The sequence below is a fragment of the Salinicoccus halodurans genome (genome assembly GCF_900114445.1).
GTDB classification, from domain to species: Bacteria; Bacillota; Bacilli; order Staphylococcales; family Salinicoccaceae; genus Salinicoccus; species Salinicoccus halodurans.
Window position 1 is genome coordinate 807,496 of record NZ_FOTB01000001.1, and the last position, 16,403, is coordinate 823,898.

Genomic DNA, 16,403 nt, shown 5'->3' on the forward strand with positions numbered 1-16,403 from the left:
ATGGGTTTTTTATGAAGTTTTTTATTTAAGTTTGTTTCTGAGAACAAGCTGTAAAATACCACCATGGCGGTAATAGTCCACTTCAACTTCAGAATCAAAGCGCGCTTTGACTTTGAATTCTTTTTTCTCACCTTTGTCGTTGGTTGCAACAACGTCGAGCAGGTGGCCTGGTCTTACTGATTCACCGACTTCGATGTCGAATGTCTCACTGCCGTCGAGACCAAGTGCATCTGCATCTTCACCATCAACAAATTGAAGCGGGAGTACACCCATCATTACAAGGTTGGAACGGTGGATACGCTCGTAGCTTGCAGCAATGACCGCTTTGACACCAAGGAGATTCGTACCTTTGGCAGCCCAGTCACGGCTGGAGCCCATACCGTAGTCGTCTCCTGCCATGACGACAAGGCCTGTTCCATCTTCCTGATACTTCATCGCTGCATCGTAGATGCTCATCACTTTACCAGTCGGCCAGTAAGTCGTGAATCCGCCTTCTGTTCCCGGTGCAATCTTGTTACGGATACGGATGTTTGCGAAAGTACCGCGCATCATCACTTCATGGTTTCCTCGGCGGGAACCATATGAGTTGAAGTTTCTTGGAGATACACCCTGTTCAATCAGCCATTTACCTGCCGGTGTGTCCTTACCGATGGCACCCGCCGGTGAAATGTGGTCAGTTGTGACAGAATCTCCGAATTTACCTAGTACACGAAGGCCATTAAGCGGTTTTACAGTACCTGCTTCCGTGGAAAGATCCTGGAAGAATGTCGGGTTTTGAATATAAGTTGATTTCGGATCGAAATCATAAAGCGGCGCATCAGTTGTTTCGATATTGTTCCAGATTTCGTTTGAATCGAATACACTTTCATATTCTTCTCTGAACAATTCAGGAGTCACTGTACTCATTACTGCATCTCTGACTTCTTTAGTCGAAGGCCAGATATCCTGCATGAATACGTCGTTGCCGTCTTTATCCTGACCGATCGATTCTGATTTAAGGTCGATGTCCACAGTCCCTGCAAGTGCATAAGCAACAACAAGCGGTGGTGAAGCCAGGTAGTTGGCTTTCACAAGCGGATGGATCCGCCCTTCGAAGTTACGGTTACCTGAAAGCACAGAAGACACAAGAAGATCATTGTCGACAATCGTTTCAGTGATTTCCGGCTTAAGCGGTCCGGAGTTACCGATACAAGTCGTACAACCGTAACCAACAAGGTTAAAGCCGAGTGTGTCGAGGTGCTCTTGCAATCCTGAATCTTCAAGGTAGCCTGTAACAACTTTTGAACCAGGTGCCAATGAAGTTTTAACGTATGATGGCACTTCCAATCCTTTTTCCACCGCATTCTTGGCAAGCAGTCCTGCACCAAGCATTACGTAAGGGTTGGATGTATTCGTACAGGAAGTGATTGCAGCAATCACAAGGTCGCCTGTCTTAATTTCTGCAGTCTCTCCATTTTTGAAGTTGACTGTTCCTTTTTTATCGAATTCAGATTCGTCCATGCCGTGGCCGTGGTTGCCGCTTTCAGCTGTAACGGATTTTCTGTACTCGTCTTTCATCGCTGAAAGTGGGATAAGGTCCTGCGGACGTTTCGGTCCGGCAAGGGAAGGTTCAACCGTAGACAGGTCAATCTCTACCACATCAGTGTAAACTGCTTCCTCTTCCGGATTGAAGAACATATCGTTCTCTTTCAAATACTGTTCCACAACAGCAAGATGCTCTTCGGAACGGCCTGTCAGACGCATGTAATCGATTGTTTCAGAATCCACCGGGAAGAAACCGCATGTCGCACCGTACTCCGGTGCCATGTTTGCAATTGTCGCACGGTCGGCAAGTGGAAGTTCTGTAACACCCTGGCCGAAGAATTCTACAAATTTACCAACGACCCCTTTTTGACGGAGTATTTCAGTGACAAGCAGTGCAAGGTCGGTAGCTGTAGCACCTTCAGGCATACTGTTTACCATTCTTACACCAATGACTTCAGGAACCGGGAAGTATGAAGGCTGTCCGAGCATGCCCGCTTCAGCTTCAATTCCGCCGACACCCCAGCCGAGTACGCCGAGACCGTTGATCATTGTAGTATGGGAATCTGTACCTACGAGTGTATCCGGATAAGTAACCAGACCGTCTTCCTGTTCTCTGACATGTACCACGTTCGCCAGATATTCAAGGTTGACCTGGTGCACGATACCTGTTGCAGGCGGTACAGCTTTGTAGTTGTCGAAAGCTTTGGTCGCCCAGTTCAGGAATTCATAACGTTCCTGGTTTCTTTCGAACTCAAGTTCCATATTCTTCTGAAGTGCATCATGTGTACCATATTCATCAACTTGTACAGAGTGGTCGATGACAAGGTCAACAGGCACTTCAGGATTGATTTTCTGTACATCCCCGCCGACATCATCCATCGCTTTCCTAAGTGATGCAAGGTCGACAACGGCCGGAACACCAGTAAAATCCTGGAGGATTACACGGGATGGTTTGAAAGGCACTTCATTGCCTTCATTGTTTCCTTTATCCCATTCAGCCAAAGATTCAATATGTTCATCTTTAATAACCCTGCCATCGTACTGTCTAAGTACCGACTCAAGCAAAACTCTGATTGAGTATGGCAGTTTTGAAGTTTTTGAAAAACCTTTTTCAGTCAAGGATTTCAAACTGAAATAGTTATAATCCTTGCCGTCAACACTAAATGAACGTTTAGCAGCTTCATTTACATTCTGACTCATAGTTAATAGCCCCCTATCAATATTTCAGTCATACGACTGCTCATATCAATTGTATAACTTAACCTTATGGTTGTAAATGAAACCTGTCGTAAAAACGTCATAATTACGATACAAAAAGATGACCTATAGTGATAAGTTGAGCTTATGACTACAGGCCTTAATCATAACTATATATTAATTGTTTTCATTTCTTTTTTCTCTTTCTAATTCAGCTTCATACTCTTTCATCATCTTTTCATAGCGTGTGCCTTCATAATCAGGTTCGATCAGCAGGTTCAATGCTTTCTGCTCATCGGAAATATCCTTATATGTCGCGATCATCACAAAAATCAGGATAATCGAAAACGGGAAGGCTGAAATGATGGCTGCTGCCTGCAGGGGCGCCAGTCCACCGCCCATAAGAAGTACAACAGCAATAAGCACCTGCGCAAGTCCCCAGATCATCTTCACTCTGTTAGGGGGTGTGAGCGAGCCATGTGTGGTCTGCATTCCCAGTACAAACGTGGCTGAGTCGGCTGATGTGATGAAGAATGTCGCAATCAGCAATACCGCAATAATGGAAATGATCATCCCCATCGGCATATTGTTGAACATCTCAAACATTACAGCTTCTGTGGCCAGTTCCCCGAATCCACCGAACATTTTTTCAGATTCTATTGCACTTACACCGAATACACTGAACCAGAAGAAACTGAGTACAGCCGGACCGAGCATCACTGCAAGGACAAATTCACGGATTGTACGCCCGCGGGACACCCTCGCGATAAATATTCCCACAAATGGACTCCAGCTCATCCACCAGCCCCAGTAATAGATTGTCCAGGATCCGAGCCATTCACTCTTGGACTCATTCAATGGTGCTACATCGTAGCTCATCTGTATGAAGTTGCTGATCATGCTGCCGAATGTATCTGTCCACATGTTCATGATAAGGACAGTCGGTCCTGCGACAAGTGTGAAAATGAGCAGCAGGCCGCCGAGCACCATATTGGCGTTACTTAAATACTGGATACCTTTTGAAAGTCCGGACCATGCACTCCACATGAACAGTACAGATACGACGGCAACGATAAGTATCTGGACATAAATATTATTCGGAACGCCGAATAGATAGTTTAAACCACCGTTGATCTGCATTACCCCGAGACCGAGCGACGACGCAACCCCCATGATTGTAGCAAGTACTGCAAGCACGTCAATGGCAGTCCCCAGGCCGCCTTCAACACGGTCTCCGAGTATTGGACGGAGTGTTCTTGAAATCAGGCCGGGTTCCCCTCTTCTGAATTGTGTGAAAGCCAGAGCAAGTCCCACGACAGCATATACAGCCCACGCATGGAACCCCCAGTGGAAAAACGTTCTTCTTAGCGATTCTTTCATCGCTTCATCAGTTCCGGGTTCTGCAGTCGGTGGTGTCAGAAAATGACTGAGTGGCTCAGCCGCTCCCCAGAATACAAGACCGATTCCCATACCTGCACTGAACAGCATCGCGAACCAGGAAACTGTTCTGAATTCCGGCCGTTCCGTTGGTTTTCCCAAACGGATCTGCCCCATGGGTGTAAACACGAATATCAGACAGAATAGGATCATGACAGTAGTGATTGATACATAGTACCAGCTGAAGTTGATAGTAATAAAGTTTTGGACAACACTGGTGACCGAAGCAAAACTGTCAGAGAAAAATGCACCGTATAAAACTAAAATTGCGGTGATTCCCGAAGCGATCCAGAACACCGGAGATAAATTCACTTTTTTCTTATCTTCCATGTTATTCCTCCTTAAGATGTAAAAATAACAAAATTGATTATTCTTTAAACAATTACCCATACTGCCACACACTTAACCGGCCGGCAGGTGGAGTTCAGCCGGTCTGTACATTGTCAAAGGCATATTTCTGAAGTATATATATAATTGTATTTACAAGTGATAAGTGGCATATTATTATTTACACAACCTGAAATTGTGTAATTTAAAAAGAAGGAGGAACTGTCATGTGGAAAGAATTCAAAGAGTTTATTGCACAGGGGAATGTACTTGATCTGGCGGTAGCAGTAGTACTTGGTGCTGCATTTGGGAAAATCGTCACTTCACTCGTTGAAAACATCATCATGCCTTCTGTCGCACTTATTTTCGGTGATACGGATTTTGCCTCTGATTGGTCTTATATGGGTATTACTTACGGCGTGTTCATCCAGTCGATCATCGATTTTCTGATTATTGCGGCTGCAATTTTCCTGTTCGTCAAAATTGTGAATAAAATCTCCAGAAACAGCTTTGTTGAAGAAGAAGCTGAAGATGAACAGGTTGTACTATTAAGGGAAATCAGGGATTCACTGCAGAAGAATAATAATGATCTTGAACTTTAATCAGACAAAAGGAAGGACGGATAATATCCGTCCTTCCTTTTTATTAGGTGATATTCAACATTGTGGCAGCCACCAGTGCAAGCGCTGCTATGACAAGCCATATCAGAGTTATTTTCCACACAAACCGGACCCACTTCACATAAGGGATTCCGGATACTGCGAGCACTCCCATCAGTGATGCCGAAGTCGGGATAATCGTATTTGTAATTGCATCGCCATACTGGAACGCAAGGACTGCAATCTGACGTGGTATTTCCTGCAGATCTGCAATTGGTGTCATGATCGGCATTGTAGTTACAGCCTGTCCGGAACCCGACGGAATGAAGAAGTTGATAATGACCTGGATGACAAGCATGCCGAGAACTGAAATTGATTTGGGCAAATAATCCAGAATCCCGCTCATGGATTGAATGATTGTGTCGATGATCAGACCTGACTCGAGCACGACAAGGATCGCTCTTGCAAAACCGACGATGATCGCACCATAGACCACCAATTTCATACCTTCTATGAAAGCATCGAAAATATCATTGACTTTCATCCCGCCGACGAACCCGGCAATGATTCCGACAAGGAAAAAGTTCGCAGAAAGCTCAGTCAAAAACCAGCCATGCTGGAAAATTCCATAAACATTGACCACAATTCCCAAAAAGAAAGTCAGAAGGATGAATATATGACGCTTCTTCAACTCACCGAAGTTCATCACATCTTCCGTAAAGTTAACCTGTCCTGTCTTGGATTCATCATGGATGAGACTAGATTCGGGTTTATTTTTGACTTTTTTTGCATAATGCATGACATACCAGACGGCACTGCCGAGAACAAATATATAGACAACCGTTCTGAATTCCCATCCTGAAAATATGGTCAGCTCTGCAATCTCCTGGGCGATGCCGACTGTAAACGGATTGAGCATCCCGCCGATGAAGCCGGATGCTGCCCCCAGAGTGACCATTGCGGTACCAACCATCGCATCATAGCCAAGAGCCGTTGCAAGCACGATGCCGATCGGTACGAAAATGATCGCCTCTTCAGCCATGCCTGTTGTGAAACCAAGGACTGAGAAGGCGAACATGATGACCGGGATCATCAATTTTTCATTCCCCTGGACTTTAAACATGATTTTCTGTATCGCTGCCTCGATGGCCCCTGTGGCACGGATGACGCCGAATGCACCGCCTACCAGGAATATATAGAAGATGATTTCTCCACCCTCGACCAGTCCCGTAGGGATGGATTTAAATAAATCAAAGAAAGACACCGGGTTCTGTTCCACGCCAGTGTAACTTCCAGGCACCACTTCGGTTCTGTCACCCACTTCTTCCCTTTCAAATTCTCCCGCAGGTATCACATAACTGAGTGCTGCAGCAATAATGACTACAGCAAGTAAAATAGCATATGTATGTGGGAACCTGCTCTTATTTGCGATATTCTCTTTCTCCTGTTTCAAAATGAAATCCCCCTGTTAAAAAGATAATTCCATTATACATATAGTTCTGGCAAATGTCTGAATAATTTAATAAATGAGGAAATTTAACCATAACTTGTTGTTATACTTTTCCACTTCGTTATAATTGAAATAAACCGAATAAAGAAGGAGTGTCCGATTTGAAATTCCTGAAAGTTCCTCACGCCTTCGTACTCATCTACGGTATCGTCATCCTGGCCGTTTTAATGAGTTACATAATACCGGCAGGAGAATATGATAGATATGAAACTGAACATGGTACGACAGTTGTGGATGAAACATCATTTGCATTTACGGAACAGAGTCCGGTGCACTGGACTGAAATATTCAAAGTTGTCCCTGCAGGAATGGTTGATGCAGCGGGCATCATATTTCTGATTTTCATCATCGGCGGTGCTTTTGGAATGATAAACGGCACCGGTGCAATAGAAGCAGGAATCAATAAAATAGTATCCATATTAAAAGATAAAGAGATAATCCTGATTCCCCTGACGATGCTGATTTTTTCCTTCGGCGGCGCAACTTTCGGCATGGCTGAATCGACATTGATATTCATTCCGATGGGAATCATACTTGCAAGATCACTCGGTATGGATGCAATGACCGGCATGGCAATGGTGGCCCTGGGCGCTGCAGCAGGCTTTGCCGGAGGCTTCATGAATATCTTCACTGTCGGCGTCGCCCAGGAGATCGCCGGACTGCCCTTATTCTCAGGAATGTTCTACAGGATAATCATTCAAATCATCTTTGTGTGCATCGCTGCCTTTTTTGTCTACCGGTATGGCCGGCGTGTCCAGAGAGATAAGAAGAACAGCTATGTATATGCGATTGAAAAAACTGCAGAAAACAAAAACTACGACTTCAAGGAACTGACAGCAAGGCACATGCTTGTCCTTGCCATCATACTGACCGGTCTCATATTCATCGTCTATGGCGTTGTACAGGGCTGGTCGACCGGTACGGATCTTGCTGCGATATTCCTTGCAATGGGTATATTTTCAGGGCTTGCCGGCGGAAACAGACCGAACCATATTGCCGAAGATTTCATAACCGGTGCAAAAGAAGTTACTTTCGGGGCTCTGATTGTCGGCCTTGCCCGCTGTATCCTGCTGGTACTTGAAGACGGAACCATCATCGATACGGTAATATTTGCCGTAAGTTCTATATTGGAAGGCTTTCCTGCAACGATTGCAGCGGTGGGCATGTTTTTCACCCAATTTGTAATTAATTTCTTCATCCCGTCAGGTTCGGGGCAGGCCGCGACAACTATACCGCTCATGGCACCGATCGGCGATATCGTCGGCATACCAAGACAATCCGTCGTCCTTGCCTTCCAGATGGGAGACGGATTGTCCAATTACCTCTTCCCGACATCAGCAATCCTTATGGCGGGACTCAGCATTGCAAAAATCCCGTATGAAAAATGGTTGAGATTCGTATGGCCGGTGATGCTTACATGGATCATAGCCAGTTCTTTGTTCATGGTGATCAGTCTGCTCATCGGCTATGGTCCATTTTAAAATTCCTCAAACTTAAAAACCCGGTGCAATCATTCATGATTGCACCGGGTTTAACCTATTGTCTGTTCATATGCTGTTTCACTTCACTGATGAAGTACAGACTGCCTGTTACCAGCAACATGTCACCATCAAATTCCTCGATAAAATGTTTGAAATCATTTACTTCATGCTTATTTGGATGAGGGACCGCTTCATAGAGTACCCTCATGGAAAGTGCCTTCGGAAAATCAAAATGGGTCACATTGAATTCATCCGCTATCTCTGAAAGCATATCCACCATAGTTTTTAAAGGTTTCCCTTCTATGGCAGAAAAGAGAACGGTAATCCTTCTGTTGCCGTAATACTGCCTCAGGGTATCCACCAGTGCCCCTACCGCCTCATTATTATGTGCCCCGTCCAGAATGACCAACGGCTCTTCCTGGATTTTTTCAATGCGGCCGGGCCATGTCATTTCTTCGACACCCCGGATCAGTTTATTGAAATCGAGTATGGCTTTTTTGTGATCATGGAGTTCCAATAATGCAGCAATGGCCAGTGCCGCATTATCCTCCTGGTGTCTGCCCGCCATTTTCAGCCGGATATCCTGGAAATCATATTGGCCGTACTGAAATTGGAATTCACTTTCTTTCGGATCTCTGATCAGAAGGATGTCCCTGCCAAGTTCAATCCCCCTGGCGTGATTTTCATCCAGCACTTTGTATATATAATCCCTTGCCGTATCATCTTTGACACTGAATACAAGGGGGGTTCCCGGCTTGATGACGCCGCTTTTATCCCTGGCGATGTCAAGCAGTGTGTCCCCGAGAATATTAGTATGGTCCAGACCGATACCCGTTAATACTGTCATAATCGGTTCAAATACATTTGTAGAATCATTTGCGGCACCAAGTCCCGCTTCTATAATGACAAAATCCATGGATCGCAGTCTGCCGAAATAAACAAACATCATCATCGTAATGATTTCAAATTCCGTCGCTGTACCAAGATCCGTCTCCTCTTCCATTTGTTCACTGACAGGCCGCACAATTTCGACGAGCCGGACGATATCTTCATCACTGATCGGTTGGCCATCCACTGAAATGCGCTCATTGAATGTCTCTATATAAGGCGAGGTGAATGTCCCCACTTCATAATTGTTGTGATTCAGTGCATTTCTCATATATGAAACGGTGGACCCTTTGCCGTTCGTTCCCACGACATGTATCCCATTGATATTCTTCTCAGGATTTCCTAGTCGCCCGAGCATCCATTTCATCCGCCTGACACCGGGTTTGATTCCGAATTTGATACGTTCATGAATCCAGTCGAGGCCGTCTTTATAATTCATCTTCTAACCCTTTCTTTCAAGGCTTTCCAGACGTTCTTTCACTTCATTGTACTGAGACTGGTAGCCGAGCTTTTTCTCTTTTTCCTTGTCCACAACATCCTGGGGGGCATTACTCACAAACTTTTCATTGCCCAGTTTGCCATCCACACGTTTGAGTTCTCCTTCGAGACGTTTCAACTCCTGCTCAAGGCGTGCGATTTCCTCTTTCATATCAATGAGCCCGGAGAGCGGCAGAATGACTGTGGCACCTTTGACGACGTCAGTTTTCGCATCATCTTCCACCTGGATGCTTTCTGAAATCTCAAGGGATCCCGGATTACAGAACCTGTCGATATAGCTGCGGTTTGTCTCTACTGCAGCCCGTCTTTCCTGATCTTTGACTTCAATCTGGATATCGATCGGTTTGGACAGAGGGGAATTGACAGCACTTCTGGTCTGTCTTACAGATTTGATGATATCCACGAGAAGCGCCATGCCTTCCTTGGATTCTGGATACTTATGATTTTCATCAGATTCCGGCCATTCACTGATGACGATGGAACGGTCCCGGTCGATTGTCTGATATATCTCCTCCGTTACGAAAGGCATGAACGGATGGAGCATTTTCAGGATACTGTCGAGTGTGTGGAGCAGAACTGAACGCGTCATCGCTTTTTCTTCTTCCGTACCTTCTGTCATCGGTACTTTCGCCATTTCGATATACCAGTCACAGAACTCATCCCAGATGAAGTTATAAAGAATACGCCCCACTTCACCAAATTCATATTTTTCGGACAGCCTTGTAACATCTTCGATCGTTTCGTTCAGACGTGTCAGAATCCATTCATCGGCAAGCGTCTTCTTCCCATCCAGATTGATGTCTTCCATGCCAAAATCTTCACCGATATTCATCAGACTGAATCTTGATGCGTTCCATATTTTATTAATAAAGTTCCATACGGATTCCACTTTATCATCGGAATATTTGAGATCCTGACCCGGTGTTGATCCCGTTGCCAGGAAGTACCGCATTGCATCGGCTCCATAATTTTCAATGACATCCATAGGATCGACACCATTGCCCAGTGATTTGGACATTTTACGGTTCTGTTCATCGCGCACCAGTCCATGCAGAAGTACATCTTCAAACGGATTTTCCCCTGTATGTTCGAGTGAGGAGAAGATCATTCTCGCGACCCAGAAGAATATGATGTCATAGCCTGTGACAAGCACATTGGTCGGGAAGAACTTTTTAAGGTCTTCTGTTTCTTCCGGCCAGCCCATTGTAGAAAACGGCCACAGGGCGCTGGAGAACCATGTATCCAGTACATCTTCATCCTGTTCCCAGTTTTCAACATCTGCCGGCGGTTCCATCCCGACATGGATCTCTCCTGATTCCTTATGGTACCAGGCAGGAATCTGATGCCCCCACCAAAGCTGCCGTGAAATGCACCAGTCACGGATATCTCCCATCCACCGGCGGAATGTCGCATCAAAGCGCTCAGGCACGAAATTGATCGGATCATCAGAATCCTGGTTAGCGAGACTTCTGCCTGCAAGCTCATCCATGCTGACAAACCACTGTGTGGATAAGTAAGGTTCAACAACCGCATCGCTCCGTTCGGAATGTCCGACAGAGTGGAGGTGAGGCTCGATTTCAATCATGAAACCTTCATCTTTGAGATCGCTGACCAGCGCCTTACGGCACTCGAAGCGGTCCATGCCTGCATACTTGCCTGCAAGCTCATTCATCGAACCATCTGGATGCATGACATTGATCCGTTCCAGATTGTGGCGTTCACCGATGACAAAGTCGTTCGGATCATGCGCCGGTGTCACTTTCATCACGCCGGTACCAAATTCTTTATCCACGTAGCCATCCGCAATGATCGGCAGTTTTCTGCCGATGATCGGCAGTATGGCATGCTTGCCGATGACATCTTTATATCGTTCGTCCTCAGGATGCACGACAATGGCTGTATCCCCGAGCATCGTTTCCGGACGTGTCGTGGCTATCTCTACATGGCCTCCGTCCTCCAGAGGATATTTCACATGATAGAAATTCCCTTCGACCTCTTTATGGATCACTTCGATATCACTCAGTGCCGTCTCGGTTGCAGGATCCCAGTTGATGATATATTCTCCGCGGTAGATGAGGCCTTTATTATACATATCCACAAATACTTTGCGCACTGCCTTGGACAGTCCTTCATCCATTGTAAAGCGTTCTTTGTCATAATCCAGGCCGAGTCCGAGTTTTTCCCACTGGCTTCTGATAAAACTTGCATACTCCTCTTTCCAGTCCCATGTATGTTCCAGAAACTTTTCACGTCCGATTTCATGGCGGTTAATGCCCTGTTCACGGAGTCTCGCATCCACTTTGGCCTGGGTCGCTATCCCTGCGTGATCCATCCCTGGCAGGTACAGTACTTCATAGCCCTGCATCCGCTTCATCCGTGTGATGATATCCTGCAGTGTCGTATCCCACGCATGTCCAAGGTGAAGCTTACCCGTTACGTTCGGCGGTGGGATGACGATTGAGTAAGGTTCTTTTTCTGATTTGGCATCAGATTTGAAGTAGCCTGCCTCCACCCATTTTTTATACTTCCCTGTTTCAACCTTCGTTGGATTGTATTTCGTCGGCATATCCATGATAATCTCTCCTTTTATTTTTCGCATAATAAAAACCCCCATCCAAAAATAGGACGGAAGTTCCGCGGTACCACCTAAATTCAGCATATGTATATGCTGCACTTGTAATGATTAACGCTCATCAGACGTCCCGCCCTACTTCCAGTTCAGACGAAAGCAACAGGCAGACTACATTCACGGTAAGCTTCGGTATGTTCTCAGCCTGTACATACTCTCTTCGACCCGCTTTACCGGAACCTTCTGCCATAATGTTTATAGATTTAAGTTTATAGTATTCCAACGATACTGAACTGTCAAGTTTCTTCCCCGTCGCGCCTCCGCCGTGTGCGGTTCCTCGACAGGATGATATTGATGACCGGTGCCACCACCAGCAGTATGAAGAAAATACGGAATATATGATAACTTGAGATCATTGCGATGTTGGCTCCTGTCTCCACTGCCACGATGATGATCTGGCCGATGCCGCCCGGCGCTGCACTCAGGAACAGGTCATTGAAGTTATGCTCTGTGAACAGGATGAACAGGATGACGATCAGCATCGTTCCCAGTATAAGGAGCACATTCTGGATAAGCATCGAAATGACCATGCGTCTGTTGAGTCTGTTGATGAGAGATGAAATCTGGAGGCCGATCCGGATGCCAAATAATATCTGTGCAAAATACATGAATTCCACGTTCAGTGAAAATATTTGATCTGTAGTGAGGTTCCACGTAAGAATGCTGATCATCGGTGCAATCATCACAGGGACGGGGAACTTCAAAAACTTCATGATGAAAATAAGTAAGACGGCTCCTGCCGCAAGAATGAGCATTTCAGGGGCGAGCACTGAAGTAAAGTCCGGTGCAGCATCTTCCGGAATGCCGGGAGGCGCGCCTGAAAACATGCTGGCGATGAAAGGGACGAATATCACCACCAGCACGATCCGTGACATCTGTGTCAAAGTGACAAGAAGCAGATCTGCCCGCTTCTCCTCTTCAGCCATGATGATCATCTGGGAAAGTGCCCCCGGGATTGTAGCAAGGACTGCCGATTCATATGTACATCCTGTGAGTTTCATAAAAAACTTCGCCAATAGAAGGCTGAGGGCAATAACCATTAAAGACAGCAGCACGATATTAAATACATCATTTTGCATATCCAATACGGTTTCCTTTGTAAAAGTAGTCCCTATTTCAATCCCGATGATGAATATCCCCAAGTCTCCCATCCATTTTTTAAATCCGGTGACAGGTCCGTATATACGGTAGAATATCACCGTTGCGATCATGGATCCGAAGAGCCACGGTAAAATCATGCCGACTTCCTGCAGCAGCCAGGAAAGGATGAATGCTGCGATGAAAAGATACAGCAGCCTTAAATATTTCAATTGATGCACCTCCTCATCCTGGTTTTTTGCATGTTGACGATTATCCCGCAGGGCGGGGAACAGAAACAACAAAAACTTCCACATTGCATGCGGAAGTTTTCGTTTCAATTATTGACCTGCCATAAATTCATAAAGTGCAGTCAGATCTTCGTCAGCAATCTGATCCTGACTGAAAGCCGGCATTGAACCCTTGCCTTTCCTTACTGTCTCAGTGAATGTCGCTTCATCAAGACTTGTACCTGCCAGTGCCGGTCCCATGCCGCCCGAGAAATCTTGTCCGTGACATGAAGCACAGTTATCGCGGGCAAATCCTTCAGCATCGAAGTCTCCTGTAGAGGCCTGCTCACCGCCGCCTTCTTCGGAGCTTTCTTCTCCGCCACCTTCTCCGCCGGATGATTCTTCAGAAGACTCCTCTTCCTCGCTGCCTCCGGTAAGTGCAACACCGCCGTTACCGGTAGCAAGATGGATGATGAGAGGGATAAGTAACAAAACGATGATGATCGGAGTGATCCAAACAAGTGGATTCTTCTTATCATTTTCAGTGTGTTCAATCATTTCTCTGTTTTGGCCGTCGACATAAGTTTTATCTTTGTCTTTCAGCCCTTTCATGTACTTGTCTTTATCGGACACATGTTTGTCCTTATCATTTGCCATGTGCACAACCTCCATTTATATGTTTAACTCAATTATACACTTTATTTTTTTTCCGTAAACGGTATAAAGACACTTATTCTGCTTTAATTTTATCCAGGGCATTATTGAATGCAGTCAAAGTTTTTTGGATGTCTTCCTCAGTATGTTTAGTGGACAGGAACATACCTTCGAATTGGGAAGGTGGCAGATATACGCCTTCTTCAAGAAGGTTGCGGTACATTTTCGCAAACAAATCAAGGTCACTTGTGTTCGCAGAATCGAAATCTGTCACAGGCCCTTCAGTCAGGAAGAAACCGAGCATTGAACCGGCACGGTTTACTGTAATCGGGAAACCTTTTTCCTTGAAGATTTCCTTAAGGCCCTGCTCCAGCAGATCACCGAGCTTATTGAAATGATCATAGCTCTCAGGCGTCAATTGTTTTAATGTTTCAAGTCCTGCAGTCATTGCAAGCGGGTTACCGGAAAGCGTTCCCGCCTGATAGATGTCCCCTGTCGGAGCAATATGTTCCATGATATCCCTGCGTCCGCCGTAGGCACCGACCGGCAGACCTCCGCCGATGACTTTGCCAAGGCATGTGAGGTCAGGCTTGATATCAAAATGCCCCTGGGCAGAATTGTATCCGACTCTGAAACCTGTCATGACTTCATCGAAGATGAGCAGTGTGCCGTTTTCTTCTGTCAGCTCACGTACAAAGTTCAAATACCCTTCCACGGGAGGAACCACTCCCATATTGCCGGCAACAGGCTCCATGATGACTGCCGCGATATCTTCACCGAATTGATTGAATGCTTCTTTCAGGCTTTCCTCATCGTTGTACGGTACTGTGATCGTATTTGCCGCCGTTCCTTCAGGCACCCCCGGGGAATCCGGAAGTCCAAGTGTCGCGACGCCACTGCCCGCTTTTATAAGCAGGGAATCACTGTGGCCGTGGTAGCATCCTTCAAATTTAAGTATTTTACTGCGTCCGGTAAACCCTCTTGCAAGACGCAGTGCAGCAAGCGTCGCCTCTGTGCCGGATGACACCATGCGTATCATTTCAACTGACGGTACACGGTCGATGACGAGCTCTGCCAGCTCGTTTTCCGATGAAGTGGGAGCACCGAAACTTGTTCCTTTTTTAGCCGCTTCTGAAACAGCATTTACCACTGTGTCATCACTGTGGCCGAGGATCAGCGGGCCGAAACTGAGCACATAATCGATATATTCGTTGCCGTCAACATCATATGTTCTGGCATCTTTGGCATGGTCGATGAACAGCGGGTCCATCCCCACAGAGTTGAATGCTCTTACCGGACTGTTCACACCACCCGGCATGAGTTCTTTTGCTTTTTTATAGAGTGACTTCGAATTTTCGTACATACTATTCCATCCCTTCATCGATCATTCTGCAAATATCTTTTGCGAAATAAGTGATAATCATATCTGCTCCGGCACGCTTCATGGATACCATCTGTTCCATGATGACCGCTTCATCAAGAAGTCCCATATCCACAGCAGTCCGGGTCATTGAATACTCTCCGCTCACGTTATAGGCGATAACCGGAACGTTGGAATTATTGCGTACGTCCCTGATGATATCAAGATACGACAATGCAGGTTTTACAATCATCATATCGCACCCTTCAGCAAGGTCGCTCTCAAGTTCCCTCTGTGCCTCCAGACGGTTGGCAGGATCCATCTGATATGTTCTCCTGTCGCCGAATGACGGCGTGGATTCTGCTGCATCCCTGAACGGGCCATAGAATTTCGAAGAATATTTAATGCCGTAGCTCATGATCGGGATGTGTCTGAATCCATTATCATCCAGACCTTTCCTGATTTCACTTACAAAGCCGTCCATCATGTTGCTTGGTGCAATGATATCCGCTCCGGCTTTCGCCTGGGAAACCGCCGTTCTTACGAGCAGAGGCAGTGTAAGGTCGTTATCGACATCCTGCGTTTTGCTGTCTATCAGACCGCAATGCCCGTGATCTGTATATTCACAAAGGCATGTATCCAATATTACAAGAATTTCGGGATAATGTTTCTTGCTCAATCTGCATGCTTCCTGCACGACACCGTGGTCATGATAGGCGCCTGTGCCTTCCGGATCTTTTTCGTTCGGAATGCCGAAGAAGATCACGGATTTTATCCCCAGATCATTCACTTCCGCAAGTTCTTTTTCAAGCAGGTTCAGAGAAACCTGGAATACGCCTTTCATGGAAGGCACTTCTTTCCTTACATCATCTGCCTCCACAACAAAAATTGGATAGATGAGATCTTCTTTCCCTACTTTTGTCTCTCTGACCATATCACGCATATATGCCGTTCTTCTCATACGGCGATGTCTGTCAAAATTCATCTTAGCA

Annotated in this window: 12 protein-coding genes; 2 read left to right on the plus strand and 10 right to left on the minus strand. The window is 45.9% G+C overall.

What is annotated here, in order from left to right; genetic code table 11:
* Positions 1-21 precede the first annotated feature (21 nt).
* Positions 22-2,724, minus strand: coding sequence for an aconitate hydratase AcnA (gene acnA, locus BM271_RS04105; protein WP_046790349.1), 2,703 nt, complete (start codon positions 2,722-2,724; stop codon positions 22-24).
* A 174-nt stretch (positions 2,725-2,898) separates the two neighbouring features.
* Positions 2,899-4,488: a BCCT family transporter gene (locus BM271_RS04110; RefSeq protein WP_046790350.1), complete on the minus strand. Its 1,590-nt coding sequence runs from the start codon at positions 4,486-4,488 to the stop codon at positions 2,899-2,901.
* Between the two features lie 224 nt (positions 4,489-4,712).
* Here BM271_RS04110 and mscL point away from each other — a divergent pair, with 224 nt between their 5' ends.
* Complete coding sequence (mscL, locus tag BM271_RS04115) at positions 4,713-5,087, plus strand: large conductance mechanosensitive channel protein MscL (RefSeq protein ID WP_046790351.1); 375 nt, start codon at positions 4,713-4,715, stop codon at positions 5,085-5,087.
* Positions 5,088-5,130: 43 nt separating this feature from the next.
* On the opposite strand, the gene BM271_RS04120 is transcribed toward mscL, so the two are convergent.
* On the minus strand, positions 5,131-6,540 hold the full coding sequence (locus BM271_RS04120) for a YfcC family protein (protein ID WP_046790352.1): 1,410 nt from the start codon (positions 6,538-6,540) through the stop codon (positions 5,131-5,133).
* A 155-nt stretch (positions 6,541-6,695) separates the two neighbouring features.
* Here BM271_RS04120 and BM271_RS04125 point away from each other — a divergent pair, with 155 nt between their 5' ends.
* Positions 6,696-8,075 carry a YfcC family protein gene (locus BM271_RS04125; protein ID WP_052749858.1) on the plus strand — a complete coding sequence of 460 codons (1,380 nt, stop codon included), beginning with the start codon at positions 6,696-6,698 and terminating at the stop codon, positions 8,073-8,075.
* A gap of 55 nt (positions 8,076-8,130) precedes the next feature.
* Here the strand turns inward: BM271_RS04125 and BM271_RS04130 are convergent, their stop codons facing one another.
* The 7 genes from BM271_RS04130 to hemB form a co-directional block, all read right to left on the minus strand.
* Positions 8,131-9,402, minus strand: coding sequence for a bifunctional folylpolyglutamate synthase/dihydrofolate synthase (locus BM271_RS04130; protein WP_046790354.1), 1,272 nt, complete (start codon positions 9,400-9,402; stop codon positions 8,131-8,133).
* Between the two features lie 3 nt (positions 9,403-9,405).
* Positions 9,406-12,033: a valine--tRNA ligase gene (locus tag BM271_RS04135; protein WP_046790355.1), complete on the minus strand. Its 2,628-nt coding sequence runs from the start codon at positions 12,031-12,033 to the stop codon at positions 9,406-9,408.
* Positions 12,034-12,154: 121 nt separating this feature from the next.
* Positions 12,155-12,280 carry a hypothetical protein gene (locus tag BM271_RS14555; RefSeq protein WP_268794001.1) on the minus strand — a complete coding sequence of 42 codons (126 nt, stop codon included), beginning with the start codon at positions 12,278-12,280 and terminating at the stop codon, positions 12,155-12,157.
* A gap of 46 nt (positions 12,281-12,326) precedes the next feature.
* Complete coding sequence (locus BM271_RS04140; RefSeq protein ID WP_046790356.1) at positions 12,327-13,400, minus strand: AbrB family transcriptional regulator; 1,074 nt, start codon at positions 13,398-13,400, stop codon at positions 12,327-12,329.
* Positions 13,401-13,508: 108 nt separating this feature from the next.
* Entirely contained in the window at positions 13,509-14,054 is a 546-nt protein-coding gene (locus BM271_RS04145; RefSeq protein ID WP_052749859.1) for a c-type cytochrome, read from the minus strand.
* A gap of 73 nt (positions 14,055-14,127) precedes the next feature.
* Positions 14,128-15,414, minus strand: a complete 1,287-nt coding sequence (hemL, locus tag BM271_RS04150; protein ID WP_046790357.1) for a glutamate-1-semialdehyde 2,1-aminomutase — start codon at positions 15,412-15,414, stop codon at positions 14,128-14,130.
* A gap of 1 nt (position 15,415) precedes the next feature.
* Entirely contained in the window at positions 15,416-16,396 is a 981-nt protein-coding gene (gene hemB / locus BM271_RS04155; protein ID WP_046790358.1) for a porphobilinogen synthase, read from the minus strand.
* Between the last annotated feature and the right edge of the window lie 7 nt (positions 16,397-16,403).